Origin of the sequence: Dyadobacter koreensis (assembly GCF_900108855.1) — a bacterium.
GTDB classification, from domain to species: domain Bacteria; phylum Bacteroidota; class Bacteroidia; order Cytophagales; family Spirosomataceae; genus Dyadobacter; species Dyadobacter koreensis.
Map to the genome: position 1 here is coordinate 348,687 of NZ_FNXY01000008.1, position 21,655 is coordinate 370,341.

Genomic DNA, 21,655 nt, shown 5'->3' on the forward strand with positions numbered 1-21,655 from the left:
GCAATCGCAGACAACGATAAAGACGGGTCCGCGAAATAATCACGTTAATGAAAATCAGATTGAAATGAATGGAGTAACGAGGAAATATATCAGCGTGCTTTTTATTGGATTATTTGCACTTGGCTGCGCGCACAATAAAACAACTTCCCTCAGTGCAAAAACCGGAAGCGTGAAAAATAAAGGCAGACGGGGCGAAGTGCTTTTTCTTGGACACACGAGCAAACATCATGATTCAGGAAAGTATGCTCCCTGGCTTGCAATCAAGCTTTTTCAAAGTGGGATCAATATGACTTATACAGTTGATACCAAAGATTTAAATCCTGGAAATTTAAATAAATATGACGGATTGATCATCTATGCAAACCACGATTCCTTATCTCCGTCCCAGGAAAGTGCGATGAAGGCATTTGTCGAAGGTGGTAAAGGATTGATTCCGCTGCATTCAGCGACAGGTTGTTTTAAAAATTCTCCCTGGTATATCAAAACAATTGGAGGACAATTCGCTTCCCATAAAACGGGCACTTTTGAAAATACAATCCTGAAACCTGACCATCCGGTGATGAAAGGGATCACAGATTTTGAAACTTTTGATGAAACCTATGTTCACAAAAATCTGAATCCTGACAAAATCATTTTGGGAGAAAGGGTGGAGGGTGACCATCATGAACCATATACCTGGGTCAGAAATCAGGGAAAAGGGCGTGTATTCTATACTGCCTATGGTCACGATGATGCAACCTGGACAAACAAAGGATTTCTAGATCTCGTAAGAAACGGCGTGTTATGGGCTGTTGGCGAAAATGTTAACAATCAGATCGCTGCGTTGAACATTCCAAATTCTGACATTTACAATGCTGATACAATTTCAAAGTATACAAAACGGCATATTGTTCCAAAAATGCAGGACGCTTTATCACCTGCTGAATCGAATAAATTAACGCAAGTTCCGGCTGATTTCGAAATACAGCTTTTTGCGCAGGAACCCGATATTACAAACCCGATCGCAATGGCATGGGATGAGCGCGGCAGGCTTTGGGTTGTCGAGTCCGTGGATTATCCGAATACCTTCAAGGAAACGGACGGCGCCGCAAATGACCGGATTAAAATTTGTGAAGATACCGACGATGATGGGAAGGCGGATAAGTTCACCGTTTTTGCTGATAAACTCAATATCCCAACAAGTATGGTTTTTTCAAATGACGGGATCATCGTGTCCATGGCTCCGGATTTTGTTTTTATGAAAGACACTAATGGAGATGATGTCGCTGATGTTAGGGAAGTCATCATGACGGGCTGGGGGAAAAATGATACGCACGCCGGACCATCCAATTTGCAATATGGTTTTGACAATAAAATCTGGGGCGTCAATGGTTATTCAGGTTTTAAGGGAACGATCAACGGAGATAAACTGAATTTTTCACAAGGCGTTTATAATTTCAAACCAGACGGAAAAGATTTTGCATATCTGGGGGCTAGTAACAACAATACCTGGGGTTTAGGCTTTTCTGAGGATGCCAACGTATTTCTTTCAACCGCCAACAACACACACAGTGCATTTTATTCGATGCCTGCGAAATATCTTCAGCGTTCGATCGCAACAGAGGAACCAGCAATTTTGGCTGTCCAGAAAATTGACGGCCACTATGACGCTCACTCGATGACACCGAATTTGAGGCAGGTGGATGTTGTAGGCGGTTTTACTTCGGCGGCTGGTCACCACTTTTACACGGCGAGAAATTACCCGAAAGAATATTGGAACCGCGTAGCCTTTGTTTCCGAACCGACAATTCGTCTGGTACATAATGCCATTGTTGAACCTGATGGAGCCGGTTTCAAAGAAAAAGATGGATGGAATCTGATGGCCAGTTCCGACGAATGGTTTGGGCCGGTGCAGGCAGAAGTGGGTCCGGATGGAGCGGTCTGGATCGCGGATTGGTACAATTTCATTATCCAGCATAATGTCTTCGTCCCGGCTCAGTCTCCCGCAGAATTTATTATGCCTTTTAAAGAACAACCACATGGTCCGGGTAATGCATTCAGCAGCCCGATGCGGGACTTAAATCACGGTCGTGTGTATCGTGTTGTTTATAAAAACGGAAAAAAATCTCCTGCTATAAAACTTTCCAAAAGGGATTTGCCGGGATTGATTGCTGCGCTTGAAAACGATAACATGTTCTGGCGTATGACGGCGCAGCGTTTACTGGTAGAATCAAAAAATGTATCTGTCGCTCCGGCATTATATAAAATTATCAACAATCAAAAGGTTGACGAAATTGGCTTGAATAGTCCTGCAGTACACGCATTGTGGACATTGCACGGTTTGGGGTTACTGAATGGGGCTGATGCAGAAGCCCTGCAGGTAGCCAGCAAAGCAGTTACGCATCCGGCAGCTGGTGTAAGAAAAGCAGCTGCTAACGTTTTGCCGAAAAACGATCAGAGTTTCGAATTAATTGAAAAATTGATGAAAGACCCGAACCTGAATACGCGCCTGACCGCGTTTGCGTCATTGGTAGAATTTCCAGCTTCTGCAAAAATTGGTGCTGCACTATATCAGGCATCTCTCGACGAGCAAAATGCGAAAGACGGCTGGTTGTCTAAAGCGATACTTGCGGCGGCCATCGTTCATGAAAAGGGATTTTTAGAAGCCGCTGAAAAACAGTCGGCAAAATCAATATTTTCAGATCAGATCGAGGCAGCTTTGCGTAAAGAAGTTTATCCTTTGGGAAGAAGAAATACGATGCAGTTTCCACCGGATGTTACTGGCAAGGAAATTATTATCCGGGCCAGCCTTACGAAATCAAAAGACCGTGAGTTAAAAGGTTTTATCGCAGGACAAGGAGGGAAAGACGGTGGATATGCTTTATATATTCAGAATGGGAAGTTGATCATGGCTGTGAAACAACATGGTTCCTGGAGCCAGGCAGCAACCACGGAACCACTTCCTGAAAAATTTGACGTTGTTGCAAGTTTAACTCAAACAGGAAAAATTTCTATTGAGATCGACGGAAAACTTGCAGCAGAGGGAAAAGCCCACATGTTGTTTAATGCTCCGCTTTCTGGTACGGTGAGGACAGGCGAAGATGGCGAAGGTGATGACAAGATCGGAAATTATGACGGACGTTACGGCTTCGAAGGCAATTTTCAGAAAGCAAGTCTGGAATTAAGTAATCCGGATGCAAACAAAGTAGACGAAGTGAAAACAGCCAAAACGGCTTCCAGTCCAAAATCTGGAAATGCACTTGTCATTGATCTGAAAGTTGAAAAGGAGGTAATGCAGTATGATAAAAAACTGATCACAGTAAAAGCGGGCCAGAAGGTGGTTATTAATCTGGAAAATCCGGATGGCATGCAGCACAATATGTTAATTCTGATACCGGGAACATTGCAAAAAGTCGGGAAAGCAGCTGATGAAATGTTGTCAGATCCGAAGGCGGCGGAAAAACAGTATGTGCCCAAAATACCTGAGGTTTTATTTTCGACTAAATTAATCAATACCGGTGAAACTGCGACGCTTGAATTTACGGTACCGAATGAACCAGGGGATTATCCATATGCCTGCACATTTCCGGGCCACTGGCGGGGAATGAACGGAATCATGCGGGTGACAAAATAATCGAACTATCCATTTTTCAATTCAACATATTACCGATGACCAATTCAATTTTCAAAACCAGTCTGAGTTTTCTGCTGCTAATCTTTTTTGGATTCGGCTTTGCAAAAAATCATGACGCTAGTTTATCTAAAAAGAATGCAATTCGTGTTCTGCTTGTTGGCGGAGGAAATTCCCATGATTTCGACCGCTGGTATAAGCAGGAGGACGTTGCAACGTTACAAAAAAATGGATTTGCGGCTGTGGAATATACCAGCGATTCATCGATGATTCTATCAAAATTACCGAATATCGATGTCTTATATTTAAGCAATAATCAACCCATCAGCGATCCGGCAACACGAAAAGCGATTTTTGCTTTTGTAGATTCAGGGAAAGGCTTGGTACTCGCGCATCCAGCCTTGTGGTATAACTGGAATGATTGGCCGGAATACAACCAGAAACTTGTAGGCGGAGGATCAAAAGGCCATAATAAATATGGCCCGTTCGATGTGACGATCACCAATACAAAACATCCTGTTATGAAAGGTGTTCCAGTGACGTTCGGCTTAAAAGACGAGTTATATTACTATATCGCCGCGCCGGAAGCAACACCTATCGAAGTATTGGCAACTGCCAAAGCAGCAGATTCTGAAAAAGTATTCCCAAGTGTTTTCATCGTCAAATATCCTAAGGGAAGAATTGTAGGAATTGCCCTGGGCCACGACGCAGAATCACATACGATTGAACCCTACAAAACAATCCTGCGAAACTCAGTAAAATGGGCCGCCGGCAAATAGAGAAGCAAAAATCCGAAAAGCCCTGAAAGGGCGCCATATCTCAACGGTGGGCAGCGCCCATCGATTATCAACTATAAAAAATGCAAATCATGAGTCAGAAGCAAATCACAGTCATTATCGTAGGAATGGGTTTTGGAAAAGAATTTATTCCTATTTATCAAAGTCACCCGAATATAAAAGCTGTCGGTATCTGCACACGCAGCAAAGAAACCCGTGATGAGCTGACTGCTAAATTTAATCTGGACAAAAATCTGGTTTTTGAACATTTCGAAGACATTCCCAAAAGAGAAGATGTAGACGCCATCCATATCGTAACCCCCGTTCCTGAACATGCAAAAATGACCCTCGCTTCATTAAATGCAGGAAAACATACCGCCTGTACCATCCCGATGGCAATGACAGTAGAAGATTGCACAGCCATTGTCGAAGCAAAACGCAAAGCCAATAAAGTGTATATGATGATGGAAACAGCACTATATACTCGTGAATTTTTGTACGGATTAAAACTGGCTGAAAACGGTGATCTGGGAAGAATTCAATTCGTTCGCGGTTCGCATATTCAGGATATGAGTATGGAGGGATGGGGAGAATACTGGAAAGGATATCCACCGATGTTGAACGGAACACATGCAATTTCGCCTCTTTTAAAAATAAACAACACAAAAGCTGAAACCGTAGTATGCCACGGATCTGGTCGTCTTTCTGAGGATTTGGCAAGTCGTTACGGTTCTCCTTTTGCGGTAGAAACTGCAACTTTCACCTTGAAAAATTCCGACGTTGTTGCAGAAGCCACTCGTTCATTATTTGATGTAGTGCGTCAGTACCGCGAAAGCTACGATGTTTATGGTACCAAAATGTCCTTCGAATGGGAACAGTTGCAGGATGAAAGTCACGTGATTTTTGATGGCGGTGAAAACGCTGTCCGAATCGACGTGCCGGATACCGATGAATTGCTTATCGAGCCAATCAAACATTTTACAAAACGTGAAAAAATAGACGATCCGAACCACGTTTCATTTTTGCAGGGAGCAGGCCACGGCGGTTCCCATCCGCATTTAGTGCAGGAATTCGTGGCGGCAATTATTGAAGGACGAGATTCGGCAGTAGACGCAGCACTGGCAGCCAACTATACCTGTGCCGGAATTTGTGCACATGAGTCTGCAATGAATGGTGGTATCCGTGTAAACGTTCCAACTTTCGACTAAAACAGACAGAGAATTCATCCTGCCAAATTTGCAAATTTTGCGAAAAAATGAATTTGTGCCATGAGCCCAACGGCTCAAATATCTTAGCCATGGGCACCGCCCATGGTTATTAATATATCATGTCAATCCTCAAAAACCATGTTATTCGGAGCAAGTACATTTATATGGGTATCTCCATTTTCAACAGAAAACGTTGATCTGCTCATCAAAGTGAAAAATATGGGCTATGACATTATTGAAATAGCCGTGGAAGATACCAGCCTTATCGACTGGGATACAATAAAAGACGTAGCCCGGGATCTTGATCTGAAAATCACCATCAGCGGCGCGTTTGGCATAGAACGTGATATTTCCAGCACTGATCCCAAATACCGGAAACTTGGAAAAGAATATATTATTGATTGTATCAAAATTGCAGCCAATGTAGGAAGTCCTATATTCGGCGGACCTGTTTATTCGGCTGTTGGAAAAACTCGACTGGTTGCGGACGAACAGAAAAAACAGGAACGGGCCTGGTGTGTGGAGACATTAAGAGAAATTGGAACCGTTGCAGCAGATTATGGCGTCGATGTCGGTTTGGAGCCATTGAATCGTTTTGAAACGGATATGGTCAACACTGTGGATCAGGCGTTATCAATTGTCAATGAAGTTTCCAGCCCAAACCTTAAAATCGTGCTGGATACTTTTCATGCGAACATTGAAGAAAAAGATATTCCGGCTTCGATCAGGAAAATCGGTAAGGATCTGCTTTGCCATGTACAGGGCAATGAAAGCGATCGGGGAACTCCCGGAACCGGACATCTGGAATGGGATGGTATCGGTGTAGCACTGAAACAAATTGGTTACGACGGAGCGGTTGTAATCGAAACTTTTGGACAACCTTCCAAAGAATTGGCAAGAGCGGCTTGTATCTGGCGGCCGCTGGCAAACAGTGCGGATGAGCTGGCTATCGAAGGACTTGAATTTTACAAGCGTATTTTTTCGTAAAAACTGCCTTTGCTTTAAGAGTCATTTACAAATCACTTCGTCGGAACCTAAAAGATAAACTAAAACCTATTAGCCATGAAAAATTTGATCCTTTTTGTGTTGATCACGATTTCCGGCGCAGCCTTTGCCCAGGTCTCGGTCGACCTTAAAAGTTTTGATAAAAAGAGTAATGTACAGGTTGAAGTAAAAGACAATCTGCTGAATGTCAGCTGGCCCACCGGAACAACAGAAAACGGGAAAATCTCATTTGATCTTCGGGGCGAAAAACCTCTTTTCAGTACGATTCAAGTGTTTGAAAATAATATTTCACATATTGTTTCGAAAGATATGGATCCGGCATTTATCGTCAATGTTGGTAAGCGTGATCTTATATCACAAAATGGCTGGAATATTTTCTTTGACAAAACGGCCTATTTGCCCTATGAAACCTATACGGTGAAGCTGGTAAAAAGCGGTGTGAAAGTTATTTCCTCAGGAACGCATACCAAAATCAGAATGGAAGGAGCAACAGCCGGACCATTTTCAGGCTCCATCGATATCACCTTGTATAATGGAAGTCCGTTGCTGAATATTGCTGCTGAACTGACAACAAAGCGCGATTCTGTTGCCATAATTTATGACGCAGGATTAGTGAGTCAACAGACTCCCTGGGAAAAAATATTCTGGTCGGATACGCAGCAATATGTTCAGGATAAAAAGCTGGATGGCAAAGAGGAGGGACAGGAACTTGAAGTGAAATACCGAACAATTATTGGACAGAGTAAAGAGGGGAGTATGGCCGTTTTTCCTGCGCCGCATCAATATTTTTATCCGCTGGATAATTGCTATAATTTAAATCACACCTGGTTTGGCAATAATTACAGAAAACTTATTCCCGGTTATGGGATCGGAATTCGGAATGATATGCTGGGCGACAGACGCTGGGTTCCGTGGTTCAATTCACCTCCCGGTACGGAGCAACATCTGAATTTTTTCTGTCTGATCAGTGCAGAAAAAGACGGGAAGGTTTTGGAAAAAGTGAAAGCGTTTACGCATAATGATGTCTACAAACCTGTGGAAGGTTATTATACGATGGCGAGCCATTTTCATCAGGAGCATGTGGACGATGTTTTGACGCATAAACCAATGCCGGAAATGCCGGGTTTTGTAAAAGCGTTTAGAAATACGGGAGTCAACATTGTTCACTTGGGTGAATTCCACGGTCCGGGCAGTCCGAAAGGGCCTGAAGTGAAAAGATGGACGGAGCAAAAAACGCTGTTTGAAGAATGTGCAAGACTTTCCGGCGGTAATTTTCTGTTGTTGCCGGGCGAGGAACCAAACAATTTCTTCGGCGGACATTGGATGAATATTTTCCCCAAACCTGTTTATTGGATTATGACAAGAGGCAAAGACGAACCTTTTGTCGAAGATCATCCGATCTATGGAAAATTGTACAGAGTTGGAAGTAAGGAGGATATGCTCAGATTACTTGAAATCGAAAAAGGCCTTGCCTGGACAGCACATGCGCGAACCAAAGGTTCCACCGGTTTTCCTGACAAGTATAAGGATGAAGCTTTTTATAAATCAGATCGTTTTTTAGGTTCAGCCTGGAAAGCAATGCCTGCGGATCTTTCACAAGATAAGTTGGGGAAACGCGTACTGGATTTAATGGACGATATGGCAAACTGGGGTCAGAAAAAACATGTAATCGCTGAGGCAGATTTATTCAGAATTGAACCTGGATATGAACTTTACGGTCACTTGAATGTCAATTATCTGCAGCTCGACGAAATGCCGGAATTTAAAAAGGGCTGGCAACCGGTGTTAACTGCTATGGAAACCGGAAAGTTTTTTTCGACAACCGGAGAAATTCTCATTCCCACTTTTAAAGTAAATGACAAAAAATCAGGAGAAACTGCGAAACTTGATGCGAATGGTGTCGCTGACATAACGCTGGAAACAAGCTGGACGTTTCCATTAAATAAGGCTGAAATAATTTCCGGTGATGGAAAGGAAGTTTTTCGGGAAGTGGTCAATCTGCACGATACGCAGGCTTTCGGACAAAAGACTTTCCATTTTTCTCAAAATCTTAAAAATAGAAAATGGGTGAGGGTGGAAGTTTGGGACGTGGCCGTGAATGGCGCATTTTCGCAAATTATCTGGTTAGAATAACGAATTGATAAACTTAGATATGAAGAGATTACAAGTTACATTGTTGACTTTCCTAACTATTTTTTGGGCAAATGCTTTTGCTCAGACAGTAGAAGTCAGGGAAAAAAGCCCGAGGGCCAGGACCAGTTCTCACAAATATCATAACCCGGTTTTTGAACCGATCCTCGCAGACCCGACGATTGTGAAAGCGGATGATGGCTGGTTTTATGCATATGGAACGCAGGATAACTGGGGAGATGGAAATCCTGCCCATTTGGTTGCGATAGTCCGATCCAAAGATCTGGTTAACTGGACTTATGAAAAAGACGCATTTCTGACCAAGCCAAGCTGGAAAGAAAAAGGGGGTATCTGGGCGCCTGAAGTTGTAAAGGTGAATGGTAAGTACCATATGTACTATGCGTTTTCTACCTGGGGAGATCCTGATCCGGGAATAGGATTGGCAGTTGCAGATGCGCCAGCCGGGCCTTTTATTGATCAGGGGAAATTGTTTTCAAGTAAAGAAATAAATGTACCCAACTCCATTGATCCATTTTATATTGAAGACCAAGGTAAGAAATATCTTTTTTGGGGAAGTTTCAGTGATGCTCCAACACAAGGTACCTATGGTGTAGAACTGTCGGAGGACGGAAAATCCGTACCAAATCCGAGCAAAAAAATAAAAGTAGCAGCCGGGGATTTTGAAGCGGTCATGATTCACAAACGCGACGGATTTTACTACTTCCTTGGCTCCAAGGAAAGTTGCTGCGAAGCTGCCGATAGTAAATACAATGTCCGTGTCGGAAGGTCAAAAAATCTGTTTGGGCCTTATGTTGATAAGGACGGAAAAGATTTACGCGAAAGAAAGTCGGGGTCCGTCCTCCTTCAACGTACTCAAACCATCGCCGGTCCGGGGCATAATTCCAGATTGATAACAGATTCAAATGGAAACGACTGGATATTGTATCACGCGATAGATGTCAAAAATCCAAAGGTACCAACCGGAGCTAACCGTCGGTTTTTAATGCTGGATAAAGTTTCTTGGAAAAACGGCTGGCCGGAAATTTTGAATGCAGAACCAAGTATGGATGAGCGGGAAGCTCCTTTTTTCAAATAACAGGGTTTTCCACGCAAAGCAGGGAAGTTAAAATTAAGTTCGCAAGGAAAAAGCTTAGCGTTCTTTGCACTTGTCTTCCCCTCTTTGCGTGAAAAAAACAAAGCTTAACTTTAAACCTTAATAAATGAAATATTTAAGAAAAACAGTCTGGGCATTACTTATTGGCCTTTCCTTCCAAAACTGTGCCAAGAAAGCGGAGGACAAAAAGGAAGAAACAAGCACAGAAGAGAAAACAGCAGCCAGGGAAATCTGGACAAAAGAGCAGGCAAAAGACTGGTATGGCAAACAGGAATGGATCGTTGGTGCTGACTTTTTGCCAAGCACGGCCATCAACCAGCTTGAAATGTTCCAGGAAGCTTCCTTTGATACGGCTACGATAAATAAAGAACTTGGCTGGGCAGAAGGAATCGGCATGAATACCATGCGCGTTTATTTGCACGACTTACTCTGGCAACAAGATTCAACCGGATTTTTAAAACGTTTGGATACTTTCCTTTCTATTGCTGATAAACATAAAATCAGGCCCGTTCTTGTACTTTTTGATTCCTGCTGGGATCCTTTTCCAAAGTTAGGGACACAGCGCGCACCCAAACCCGGGGTTCATAATTCTGGCTGGGTACAAAGTCCAGGATTTAATGCCTTAAAAGACAGTACTCAATATCCACGTCTGGAGCGGTATGTGAAAGGTGTTGTCGGCAAATTCGCTGATGATGACCGCGTGCTTGCCTGGGATATCTGGAATGAACCGGACAATACCAATAACAGTTCTTACGGCAAAGTAGAGCTTCCCAATAAAGTTGATTACGTTCTGCCCTTGATGAAAAAAGCATTTGCATGGGCACGAACAGAAAATCCAGAGCAACCACTTACGGCTGGTATTTGGGCTGGCGACTGGACTTCCTACGAAACCTTGAAACCAATCGAAAAAGCTAGTATCGATGAGTCTGATGTGATTTCTTTCCATAATTACGACAGTGCGCAGGAATTTGAAAAACGGATCAAGCAACTGCAGCAATACGACCGCCCGATGATTTGCACGGAATATATGTCGCGTGGAAATGGAAGTTTTTTTGAAGGCTCATTGCCGATCGCAAAAAAATATAATGTTGGCGCCATTAACTGGGGGCTGGTGGATGGAAAATCGCAGACAATTTATCCCTGGGATAGCTGGAAAAAAACTTACACCAGCGAACCACCGCTTTGGTTTCACGATATTTTCAGAAAAGACGGAACGCCTTACAAGCAAGCAGAGGTGGATCTGATCAAAAAACTGACTGCGCGTAAATAATCTGTACAGAAGTAATTTCAATCCCGAAGCGGTCTTGAGACTGTTTCGGGATTTTTTGTACAGTTCAGCACAGAAATTCTCAAACAGTTTACCACTATATTTGATGAGACGTTGAAATCTATATAACTAAACCCATCATCAGTAATTTTCCTGAACCATGATTCGCCTGTTATTCAACACCATAAACAACTGTACAAAACTCTTTTTTGTAATCCTTCTCTTACTTTCTACACGGCATATTGTTGTCGGGCAAAAGAAATCTCAAAAACCCAACGTAATTTTTATTTATGCCGACGATCTGGGTTATGGAGATTTGAGTGCTTATGGCGCCACAAAAATCAGCACACCCAATATAGACCGACTGGCAAAGGAAGGTTTGAAATTTACAAATGCACATGCAACGTCGGGAACCTGCACGCCATCACGTTATGCGCTGATGACAGGGAATTATCCCTGGCGAAAAAAGGGCACCGGAGTTTTACCCGGCAATGCTTCGCTGATTATTCCGACTGATAAAATTACGTTGCCACTGGTTTTTCAAAATGCAGGATATAAGACCGGCGTTGTTGGTAAATGGCATCTTGGCCTGGGAAGTCCTGGAAAGGATATTAATTGGAACAAACCGTTAAAAGTTGGTCCGAATGAGGTTGGTTTCGATTACGCCTACTTTTTTCCTGCAACCTCAGATCGTGTTCCAACAGTTTTTATTGAAAATCATGACATTGTCGGGTATGAAAAAGAAGATCCTATTGAAGTTAATTACGTAGAAAAAATAGGAAAGGAACCAACTGGAAAAGAGAATCCTGAGTTGCTGAAATTGCTGGCTTCGCCGGATCACGGACATAGTAATACAATTGTAAATGGTATCGGGCGAATTGGTTGGATGAGCGGAGGGAAACGTGCCCGTTGGGCAGATGAGGAAATCGCACATGTATTTTTAGATAAGGCCGAACAGTTTATTGAAGAAAACCAGAAAAATCCTTTTTTTCTTTATTTCTCATTGAACGACATACATGTTCCGCGCATGCCAAGCACGGAATTTAAAGGAAAAAGCAAAATGGGACTTCGAGGTGATGTAATCCTGCAAATGGACTGGACGGTCGGGGAGATCCTTAAAAAATTGAAATCGCTGGGCCTGGAAGAGAACACAATGATCATTTTTTCAAGCGACAATGGCCCGGTTCTGGATGATGGTTACGCGGATAAGGCGGTTGAATTATCAGAAGGACACAAGCCAGCTGGCGTGTTGCGGGGAGGAAAATACAGCGCCTTTGAAGGTGGAAGCAGGGTTCCCTGGTTGGTCCGCTGGACCGGGACGATCAAACCGGCAACTGTTTCTAACGCACTGGTGTGTCAGATTGACCTATTGTCTTCTTTCGCGCAATATTTCCAGCAAAAGATTGAAGACACGGAAGCTACCGACAGCTTTGCAATTATGGATGCGCTGATCGGAAAATCGAAAATCGGCCGGGAAAGTATCGTCAAACAGGGAGGAGCTTTATCCTATACAAAAGGAAATTGGAAATATATTGAACCAAGCACAAATCAACCTTTTAACAAACTTACTGGTACGGAGCTTGGGAACGACCCTAAGCCACAGCTTTATGATTTAAACAAAGATCCCGGAGAGCGTAACAATGTGGCATCTCAATATCCTGCCAAAATAAAGCTGATGGCAGAAGAGTTGGCAAGAATTAAGGATGCTGGCGGAAGCCGTTAACTGTATAAACAAATAATCGAAGCCTCAATCGAATGATTGAGGCTTTTTTACTAAAAAATATTTAGAAACAATTCTACAAATATTTATTTTATGCATATATTGTTACGGTATTATACTACGAATCAATTTTAGGTTTAATTTTATAATATCCAGATCATGTAGTAGTCGTTTTGTTAGCAAAGACAGCTGATCCAGATTTCGGGAAGTAAATAATTAAATTGGAAGTTTGATACAATCTAACGGTAATTCTCACGCTTACTTCTATAAAATATTGTTTTATAGGCGTGTTTCTATTAAATAAACTGACTACGTAAAATTACCTGGTTTTAACATAAAGGATTTTGATAAAAAAAATCGAAGTTAAATCAGCGAAAAAAATATTTAAAAAAAATTTGTAGCGTAGTAAATATTCTATAATATTGTATCGAATTAGAAATAGTTCTACGCTCTCTTGTTCTTGAAAGTGTTTATGAGAAGAATTTTTTACTTATCAGTTTTTTTTATCGTTAGCGTTGTGAATTTGGAGGCTCTCAGCCAGCCATCGGATGCTGTTTATGGAACTTACATTGGAAGTGGGGGAGACAATGCTTTAGTAGGCGGTGATCACAAGGTAACTAATGCCATTGGTGCGGCGAATTCAAGCACGAATGTAAAACCGAATAGCAATTCCACCACATTATATGTAAAAAGTACAACCGGGGTATCAACAGCTTATTTGCAACTTGGCTTGGCAACAAGCTCCGACCCGGTTATTCCCGGAGGCACTACTGTTTATATTAAAACAACAACCAGTGCCCTTGGATTATTAAATTTAATTGGCGGAGCAGCGATTAAAGTTGAACCATATCTCAATACAACAGCAACTGGTTCGGCAATAGCGCTTAATCCAGCTGGAATTAAAACTTATTATACTGCTGATGGAAACATTTATATGGCAGTTACTCCGGCAAGTGCTTTTAAATCGATAAAGATAAGTTTAGTGTCAGCAGCCGTAGCCGGATTAGGTACAATAGATGTTTTTTATGCTTTTTATGGAAGGAATGCATTAAATAATACAAATCCGTTTCCGTTCAATATAGCTGATTGCGGCCTTCCAAATGTAAGTGAAGTAAACACGTCTGGCGCTGTTACATTGTCTTCATTCGTAAATCCATCCTACGCGATTGATAATTCGATAAGTACAGCCACGGCATTTACGACAACATTGGCATTGCTTGGAAAGATGACCCAAACATATTATTTCAATGGACCGTCAAATTTGGGTGACGCTGTGAGGATCATGTTCTCCAAAGGTACCGCAGCAGCACTTGGTAATGTTGATATCGCCTCAAATTTAACAATTCAGGCTTTCAATGGGAACACAGAAGTTGGAACTGCTACGCCGTTTAGTTCACTGCTGACACTTAATTTGCTGTCTTCCGATTTGCTGGGAGGTGCAGGAGGAACAGTTATAACGGCTTATCTGACGCCCAAAAATGGAAATAGTCCTGCCGTATTCGATAGAGTGGTTGTGAGTTTTACGTTAGCAACAAACCTGTCACTGGATGGATTAACGGGATTAAATGGAAACGGGTTAAATGTTTACGATGTTCGCAGAGTGCCGAGTGCACCGGCTTCAAGTGATGCCACAGCTTGCACAAACATAGGTACCGCAGCTCTCAATGCTTTAACTTCACAGGCAAATATTAATGGAGTACTTACAGCCTTTACCTATAAATGGTACACAGCTTTAACAGGGGGCTCTGCAGTTGCTACCGGATCGACTTATTCTGTAAATAATCTTTCATCAGCAGGGCAGCGATCTTACTATGTTGATACTCAAAAAACGAATTGTGTTACAGCTAACTTTACGAATGGAGATCCGTCGAGTAGGATAAAAGTCAATATATCAGTTGTAAATCCACCCGTATCGCCGCCCGTTGCATTAGCACCTTAAAAGATAAACTCACTTTTCTAAATATTTCTCACCACTTAATTTATTTCTATGATCAAAATGTACTCTTCGATCGGCTAGTCGGTTAGTCTTCAATGTCATGAGCAAACAGGAGCTTTGAAATGGCAGTAGTATCATCCAAAATTAATATTGGGCAAAAGTCGTGCTCGGAATATTTTCAAATGAATTTTTCTCCTTCTGAAATGAACGTGATTTTGGAAAGCAGAGCTGGGATAAGTATGTCCCGGATTTTATCAGAAGAAAATTACTTAGAATAAGAAGGTGAATTTCTCTAACGTTTATTCGTTATCGTTCCTTCTGAATTTTGGAAAATTAAAGCTTGCATTACGTTAAAGAACCCTAAAAAATTAATAATTCCTCTAATCAAATCAGTGTAATATGTTATTAAAACAACCAGAATCCAATTTGTTCTGATCTACCGGACATCGTTTTGACAGATTAGTCAGAACGCGTGGTATACATACTGTTTTACTGTTGAGCCGAAATCGGTTCCGGGAGAGGTGTGTCTGCTAAATGTCAGAACCAAAACTTTAAATTTTAAATCAAAAATCTTAAACAAAAATTCAACGCAGTCTTTTATGAAAAAGATCATTACTTCTTTGTGCCTTGGCTTTATGCTAATTTTTGCTGCTATGCCTTCAAAAGCGGCAACCTACTATGTTTTAGACGGACAAGAGTTTAATCTGTTACCTCAGGTTGGAACTAATCTTTTCTCATCCATCATATGGACCGTGGATGGTGTCGCTCTACCAGTTCTTACCGATAAAATTGGTAAGTTCACAAGAACATTTAACCTGCCAACTAACAATAACCTTGTTCCTGCAACACATACCTTGACGTTGGGCGTAATTGAAGAGTTATCAACTTGTATTTCCGAGGTTGTGGAACACACAATTGTTGTACTTCCCAAAGTTCAGTTGAGCATCACAACGACTGGCGGTAAAGATAACTTTTGCGTTGGTGCGTTTAGTACAGAGCTGACCTTACAAGCGAATGTTGATTTGGCTGCTCTTAAAAGCTCTTTCAATATCGTACTTTCTCCGACTTGGACTGGCCCTAAAACTGGAAATGGTAATACTCTGGCTATCAATACAGCGGGTGATTACACTGTAAATGCAGAATATTCAGTTCTTACAGGTACCGATGTAGTTACGAATGCAATCATTCCGGCTGCAACAAAAATCTTAGGTGCGGTTTCAGGGGCGACGAAGACAATTAGCAATAACCTTGCTTTACCAAGCGTGCCGTCTCTTGTTCTTAACTAATCTGCTTTCTAATTATATCTTCTGTTGATACTTCATGAAGAATATTTTTTAAAACATTACATGAAATTCGTAACCTTAAATATAATTTTCATGCTCGTTTTGCCCGCCTTGGCCTTTGCACAAGGCGGCGCAAAGCCAGTTTCTATATGTAAGGGAACATCGTTACGGTTAAAAGCAGCAGCATCCGGCGCGGACAGCTATGAATGGCATAAAAACGGAGAATTAGTAGTCGGACAAACTGGTAAGGAATTAGCTGTATCTGAGGAGGGAAGTTACACAGTTTTAGCTTTAAATGCCGAAGGATGCAGTTCTTCAATTTCGATCGCTATTGAACTGACTTACAATGTACCCACAGCAGTAAACGACCGTATGTCAGGGAAAACAAATGAACTGTTAATTTTGGATGTCCTGCAAAACGATCAGTCAATGTGTGCAGAGCTCGATACGACAAGTATGATCGTGAAGAGTGTCGCGGCCCACGGTGTAGTGTTTAAAAAAGATGGCAAGTTTTTGTTTAAACCTGAACGTGACTATGAAGGCACTGACTATTTTACTTATTCAGTCAGTGACAAAACCGGGTTGGTAACCAACGTAGCGACGGTTACGATTGATCTTTCAGCATCTCCGCTGCCCGTAACACTGATAAGTTTTAACGCGGTGAAAAAGGAGGTGACATCATATCTTACCTGGGCAACTTCGATGGAAATGAATAGTGACAGGTTCGAGATTGAGCGAAGTCCGGATGCTAAATCCTGGAATAAACTCGGTGAAGTTCTGGCATCCTTTATAAGTAATGTGAAAAATGGTTACGATTATACGGATGAAAATCCGGAGTCAGGCCTGAATTATTACCGTTTAAAGATGATTGACCGTGACGGAACCTTTGCTTACAGCAGTATAAAGTCGGTTCACTTTCCCGAATTTACCTGGGCGAAGCTTTATCCCAATCCGGTCAACGATGTGCTGAATATTATATTGACTAATCGAAGGGTGCGTAAAATTCGTTTAATAGATACGTTTGGCCGGGTCATGCATGACGGACAGGTTAATTCTGCGTCTCTAAAACTGGATATGAAATCTTATGTGCACGGAGTTTATTTTATCCACCTTGAACAGGATGATGGTATGGTAAGGGTTTTCAAGGTAATGCATGAATGATAGTGAGAATATGTTTTGAATAATCCCTTTTTCGGGTTCTACCCGGAAAGGGATTTTTGTTTAAGAATAAATTGAATACATGCGTGACGTCAAACGGGAATACCGTCTTACATAAAGACCGTTTAATTATAACGCCGCGATTATGATTAAAACTTGCTTTTTCCCATTAGTACTCCTCGTATGTATTTTAAGTTTTGAGGACGACAAGCTTTTTGCACAGACCAATTACATGCAACAGGATTTCTCAGGCGGAGGCCCTTTTGTAAATGCAAATCCCGATGCGGGTCAATTTAGTCACCTTGTTACGACGAATGCCGCCGCATCCAAGTTTGAGTTTGGTCCTGGCTATATGGATATGACCAGACTGGTCGCTACAAATGGCGGACTCGTCAGGGCAGTTAGGGCTGTTCCGTTTTCTCCAAATCCTGAAACGTTATACATCCAGATTACTTTTAGTGTTGAAGAAATAAGTGTCGCAGATTTGAATGCGTTATACTTCTATTCAGGCGAGAATTTTTCAGGAACCAATAGTACATTCCCGCCCAACGCAAATTTGTTTAGCCGATTTACCATTGACTTTTTGGCTTCTTCCTTCGTAGTTCATGATATTCAAACAAACAAAAAAAGTAGTCCTTTGCCCCTGCAAACACCCGTGACAGTTACGTGGGTACTCAACAATTCTTCTGATGGGCATATCTACCGAAAACCTGAGAGTTCTGCAAACCCTGATTATAAGGTGATGCCCCGAAAATATGATTTATGGGTTAATGAGACGTTACTGATTGATGAGGCAGATGCTTATCCGGGTTCTTCGTCTTACTCTATTAACAAACTTTCTAATTTTGAAATAAGATTCTGGACCGGTGTAGGAAGAGTTCGTTTTGGAAATCTAAGAATTCGTGATGTTACAGGTATTCTCCCTTTATTCTTAGTTCAATTTAAGGCAGAACGGGAAAGTGAAAAAGCTTTATTATCCTGGACAGCAGGACTCCAAAAGGATACTGATTTTTTCGTCATCAAAAAAAGCAGAGATAAAAGCGCTTACGAATATGTAAACACTGTCCAAAAAAATGAAGACAACAGCGAATATTCAAGTTATGATCCTAAACCTTTTGAAGGTTTGAGTTATTACAGGCTCGAACAAATTGATAAATATGGAAATCTGATCGATTTTCAGGAAACTACATTTGTATCGGAGATTAATGACTGCGTTTTTATATTTCCCAATCCGTCACCTCCCAATCTTATTCGTGTTCACACGGGCGTTGGAGCTCTAAGTTTATTGAAGATTTACGATCTGCGAGGACAGGAAGTTGAGTTGGTAAAAGAGAAAACAGATAAGGAGATTATTGAAGTTAGGCCACTCAAAAGAATGTCTCCCGGATTGTATACTCTTTCTTTTATTCGAAACCAAAACCGGGAATCATTAAAATTCCTGGTTGAGTAATTTTGTGTTGAGTAGAAATAAATTTATAAATTCTATTGTGATTTGTAGGGTGCATTGTGTTAATTTGAAGTCTATATTTCTAAAAAACCATGCATTCAGTCCCTCATTTACAGGAAATTCCCGATGATAAGGTCATTTGGCAACGTTTTCTTGCCGGTGAAGTGGATGCCTTTGAGCGCCTGATGACCCTCCATTTTCGAACTTTATTTCATTACGGTAGCAAATTTTCAAAAGACAAGGAATTTGTCAAAGACAATATTCAGGATTTATTTCTGATTTTATGGGAGCGCCGCCAGAATCTAAGCAGTGATATCGTCGTCAAGCCTTACATGATGGCTTCTTTGCGACGTCTTATGCATCGTAATGCAAAGTCAAAGCCTTTGGTTTCGGATTTTCCGTTTGAAGAAAACAATGGAAATTTTGAAATCGAATTTTCTGTTGAAGACGAATACATCGAACACGAGTCAAGCCTGGGAATTACAAAAAAGCTTAAAAAACTGCTCGATGAACTTCCTGAAAGACAGAAGGAAGTAATCTATTTGAAGTTTTTTCAGGAAATGGACCGGGGGCAAATTGCTGAAATTATGAATATCTCACCGCAAACAGTATCAAATCTTCTTCAAATTGCGATTAAACAACTGAAACGCTATTGGAAAGTAGAGTTTTTGACACTTTTGTTAGTGCATTTTTTTATTTAAATTATGAATTCCGGACATTTACACATACACACTATGATCTTATTGAATGAGCAAAATTACAAGTACACACGACAAGTTTGTTCGGGCCATCCTTGCAGACAAGTCGATAGCGGTGGATTATTTCGCTAACTATTTACCGGATTACATTTCCAACACGCTCGATTTTTCTTCGCTTACGCAGTTATCTGATACCTATCTTTCAAAACAACTGCAAAAAACGATGTCGGATATTGTTTACAGCTGTGAGCAGAAAAATGGGAAGAATGTCAGGATTTGTCTTTTAATAGAACATAAAAGTCATCCTGACAAATTTACGCCTGTCCAAATTGGGAGTTATATATTTTCCGGCTTACAGAAACAGATTGATAGTAAGGAAAGATTGTCGGTTATAGTACCAATATTATTTTATCATGGTCATCAAAAATGGAAATATCGGACATTGCTCGACCTGTTTGGAAGTATCGAGTCTGAATGGGGAAAGTTTATTCCTGACTTTGATTTTGTTTACAATAACCTTGGCGAAATCCCGGATAAAGACGTTGAAACTATCAACAATAAATTTTTAACTGCTTCTCTTTTGGCACTAAAACATAGTTTCAAAAAAGATTGGCTGGAAGAAAATGTTTTTAAAATATTAGTACTGACTCAGGACGCTAATGAGAACTTGCAGGAGAGTTTAGTAGTTTATTTATTTAGTAATAGTAAATTATAGGAAAATAAAATTATTGAGCTTCTGGAGCCATTGCCATCAAACTTAAAAACAAAGATTATGAGTACGCTGGATATTTTTGTAAAGAAAGGGAGACTGGAAGGAGTGCAAGAGACTCAGGTAAAAATAATCAGCAATCTGATCAAAACCTCTTCATTAAGTGATTCTCAAATTGCATCTGCTGTCGATGTAAGCATTGACTTTGTGCAAAAAATAAGAGCTGGATTGCATTTTAATTAACTGAAAAATATCCACTTTGAACCTGAAAATCCTTTCAGGAATACCATTGAATCTTTTATCTCTGCTTATTCTTTAAAATTTTCTGGAAATATTTTAAAATTTAATGGTATCCGCTTTCTGTTTCTGTCTATCGTATGGTAGAAGCATAAAGATTGTATGAACCATTATAAAAAATACGGGATAGAGGATTTTGTCTGGGATTCATTTTTTCGCCAGTGGGTGCTTACACCGACGAGGGAAATGGATCTTTCCTGGAAAAACTGGCTGGCTGAAAATCCTGAAATGTCAGATAAGATAAATCAGGCGAAAGCAGTCGTGATTTCTCTGAATGTAGAAGAACCAGAAATATCCAACCGCGAAATTTCAGAAATTGTAAGTGATACTATTTCCAGAGCAAGACCAGCAATTCCCGAGTCTGCTGGTTCAGAAATTTTCTATACTTCCCCTTTTTATAAGAAGATCTGGTTTAAAATTGCCGCTTCACTTACGCTCATCGTATTCTTCGGCTTATTGGCCAAATCTCGGTTACAACGGTCTGAGCTGGCTGAACGTTCCGATGATTTTAAGACTTCCGTTCTCGAGGGGCTTCCTGTTACAGAAAAAACAAATAACACGAAATCACCTTTGCTGGTGACGCTGGAAGATGGCAGCAAAGTCACTCTTGCTCCTGAAAGCAAGCTCCGATATACAAAAAAGTTCTCCGAAGCCAAAAGAGAAGTGTACTTAACCGGGGAAGCTTTTTTTGATATCAGCAAAGATGCCAACCGTCCATTTTTTGTTTATGCAAACGAATTGGTAACAAAAGTTCTGGGTACCAGTTTTACAATAAAAGCATATCAAACCTCGAAAGAGGTCACGGTGGAAGTCAGGACGGGACGGGTTTCCGTATTTACACAAGCTGATCCGGATCTGAAAGCGAAGGTTTCTAATCATGAACTCGAAGGTGTCGTGCTGTCTCCAAATCAGAAAATTATCTATGCAAGAGATCAGGTCAGAATGGTAAAAACCCTTGTGGAAAAGCCTGAGATAGTTATCTCAAAAGCTAAAATACCAGAATTTGTTTTTGAAGACGTTCCCGTAACGGAAGCTTTCGATTCAATAGGAAAGGCTTATGGAATAGACATTCTGTACGACGACGAACTTTTGAAAGGTTGTCCTTTAACAGCAATTCTGGAAAATCAGACTTTGCATGAAAAACTTACGATCATTTGCAAAGCCATCGAAGCGAATTACGAGATCTTGGATGGGCAAATTGTGATTCACGGAAAAGGTTGTAAGAATTAAGAATTTCTGGTAACTATTTTTTAACCCTAAACCCTGGTATTTGACAATAATTAAAAAAAAACATTTA

At 41.1% G+C, this 21,655-nt stretch carries 16 protein-coding genes; all 16 read left to right on the plus strand.

Going from position 1 to position 21,655, the window contains the following annotated elements:
* The first annotated feature begins 64 nt into the window (after window positions 1–64).
* The 16 genes from BMY70_RS24855 (at window position 65) to BMY70_RS24930 (ending at window position 21,588) form a co-directional block, all read left to right on the plus strand.
* Window positions 65–3,613, plus strand: coding sequence for a PVC-type heme-binding CxxCH protein (locus BMY70_RS24855; protein WP_090339627.1), 3,549 nt, complete (start codon window positions 65–67; stop codon window positions 3,611–3,613).
* Between the two features lie 35 nt (window positions 3,614–3,648).
* Complete coding sequence (locus tag BMY70_RS24860) at window positions 3,649–4,389, plus strand: ThuA domain-containing protein (protein ID WP_090339630.1); 741 nt, start codon at window positions 3,649–3,651, stop codon at window positions 4,387–4,389.
* A gap of 89 nt (window positions 4,390–4,478) precedes the next feature.
* Window positions 4,479–5,594, plus strand: a complete 1,116-nt coding sequence (locus BMY70_RS24865) for a Gfo/Idh/MocA family protein (RefSeq protein ID WP_090339632.1) — start codon at window positions 4,479–4,481, stop codon at window positions 5,592–5,594.
* Window positions 5,595–5,732: 138 nt separating this feature from the next.
* Window positions 5,733–6,581, plus strand: coding sequence for a sugar phosphate isomerase/epimerase family protein (locus tag BMY70_RS24870; RefSeq protein WP_090339635.1), 849 nt, complete (start codon window positions 5,733–5,735; stop codon window positions 6,579–6,581).
* A 75-nt stretch (window positions 6,582–6,656) separates the two neighbouring features.
* Window positions 6,657–8,732: a CehA/McbA family metallohydrolase domain-containing protein gene (locus BMY70_RS24875; protein ID WP_090339638.1), complete on the plus strand. Its 2,076-nt coding sequence runs from the start codon at window positions 6,657–6,659 to the stop codon at window positions 8,730–8,732.
* A gap of 19 nt (window positions 8,733–8,751) precedes the next feature.
* A complete protein-coding gene (locus BMY70_RS24880) occupies window positions 8,752–9,825 on the plus strand; it encodes a family 43 glycosylhydrolase (protein ID WP_090339640.1) in 1,074 nt (357 codons plus the stop codon).
* Between the two features lie 124 nt (window positions 9,826–9,949).
* Window positions 9,950–11,113, plus strand: a complete 1,164-nt coding sequence (locus tag BMY70_RS24885; protein WP_090339642.1) for a cellulase family glycosylhydrolase — start codon at window positions 9,950–9,952, stop codon at window positions 11,111–11,113.
* A 157-nt stretch (window positions 11,114–11,270) separates the two neighbouring features.
* A complete protein-coding gene (locus tag BMY70_RS24890) occupies window positions 11,271–12,833 on the plus strand; it encodes a sulfatase family protein (protein ID WP_090339645.1) in 1,563 nt (520 codons plus the stop codon).
* A gap of 469 nt (window positions 12,834–13,302) precedes the next feature.
* Window positions 13,303–14,769, plus strand: coding sequence for an immunoglobulin domain-containing protein (locus BMY70_RS24895; RefSeq protein ID WP_090339647.1), 1,467 nt, complete (start codon window positions 13,303–13,305; stop codon window positions 14,767–14,769).
* A 596-nt stretch (window positions 14,770–15,365) separates the two neighbouring features.
* Entirely contained in the window at window positions 15,366–16,052 is a 687-nt protein-coding gene (locus BMY70_RS24900; protein WP_090339650.1) for a hypothetical protein, read from the plus strand.
* A 90-nt stretch (window positions 16,053–16,142) separates the two neighbouring features.
* Window positions 16,143–17,210, plus strand: a complete 1,068-nt coding sequence (locus BMY70_RS24905) for an Ig-like domain-containing protein (protein WP_218148677.1) — start codon at window positions 16,143–16,145, stop codon at window positions 17,208–17,210.
* Window positions 17,211–17,352: 142 nt separating this feature from the next.
* Window positions 17,353–18,657 (plus strand): T9SS type A sorting domain-containing protein, encoded by a 1,305-nt coding sequence (locus tag BMY70_RS24910; protein ID WP_090339656.1) that lies wholly within the window; start codon window positions 17,353–17,355, stop codon window positions 18,655–18,657.
* A gap of 89 nt (window positions 18,658–18,746) precedes the next feature.
* The gene (locus BMY70_RS24915) at window positions 18,747–19,355 is read left to right on the plus strand and encodes an RNA polymerase sigma factor (RefSeq protein ID WP_090339657.1); all 609 of its coding nucleotides are present in this window, start codon (window positions 18,747–18,749) and stop codon (window positions 19,353–19,355) included.
* Window positions 19,356–19,401: 46 nt separating this feature from the next.
* Window positions 19,402–20,067: an Rpn family recombination-promoting nuclease/putative transposase gene (locus BMY70_RS24920; protein ID WP_090339660.1), complete on the plus strand. Its 666-nt coding sequence runs from the start codon at window positions 19,402–19,404 to the stop codon at window positions 20,065–20,067.
* 57 nt (window positions 20,068–20,124) lie between these two features.
* Window positions 20,125–20,304 carry a hypothetical protein gene (locus BMY70_RS24925; RefSeq protein ID WP_090339663.1) on the plus strand — a complete coding sequence of 60 codons (180 nt, stop codon included), beginning with the start codon at window positions 20,125–20,127 and terminating at the stop codon, window positions 20,302–20,304.
* Window positions 20,305–20,460: 156 nt separating this feature from the next.
* The gene (locus tag BMY70_RS24930; protein WP_090339665.1) at window positions 20,461–21,588 is read left to right on the plus strand and encodes a FecR family protein; all 1,128 of its coding nucleotides are present in this window, start codon (window positions 20,461–20,463) and stop codon (window positions 21,586–21,588) included.
* The last annotated feature ends 67 nt before the right edge of the window (window positions 21,589–21,655 follow it).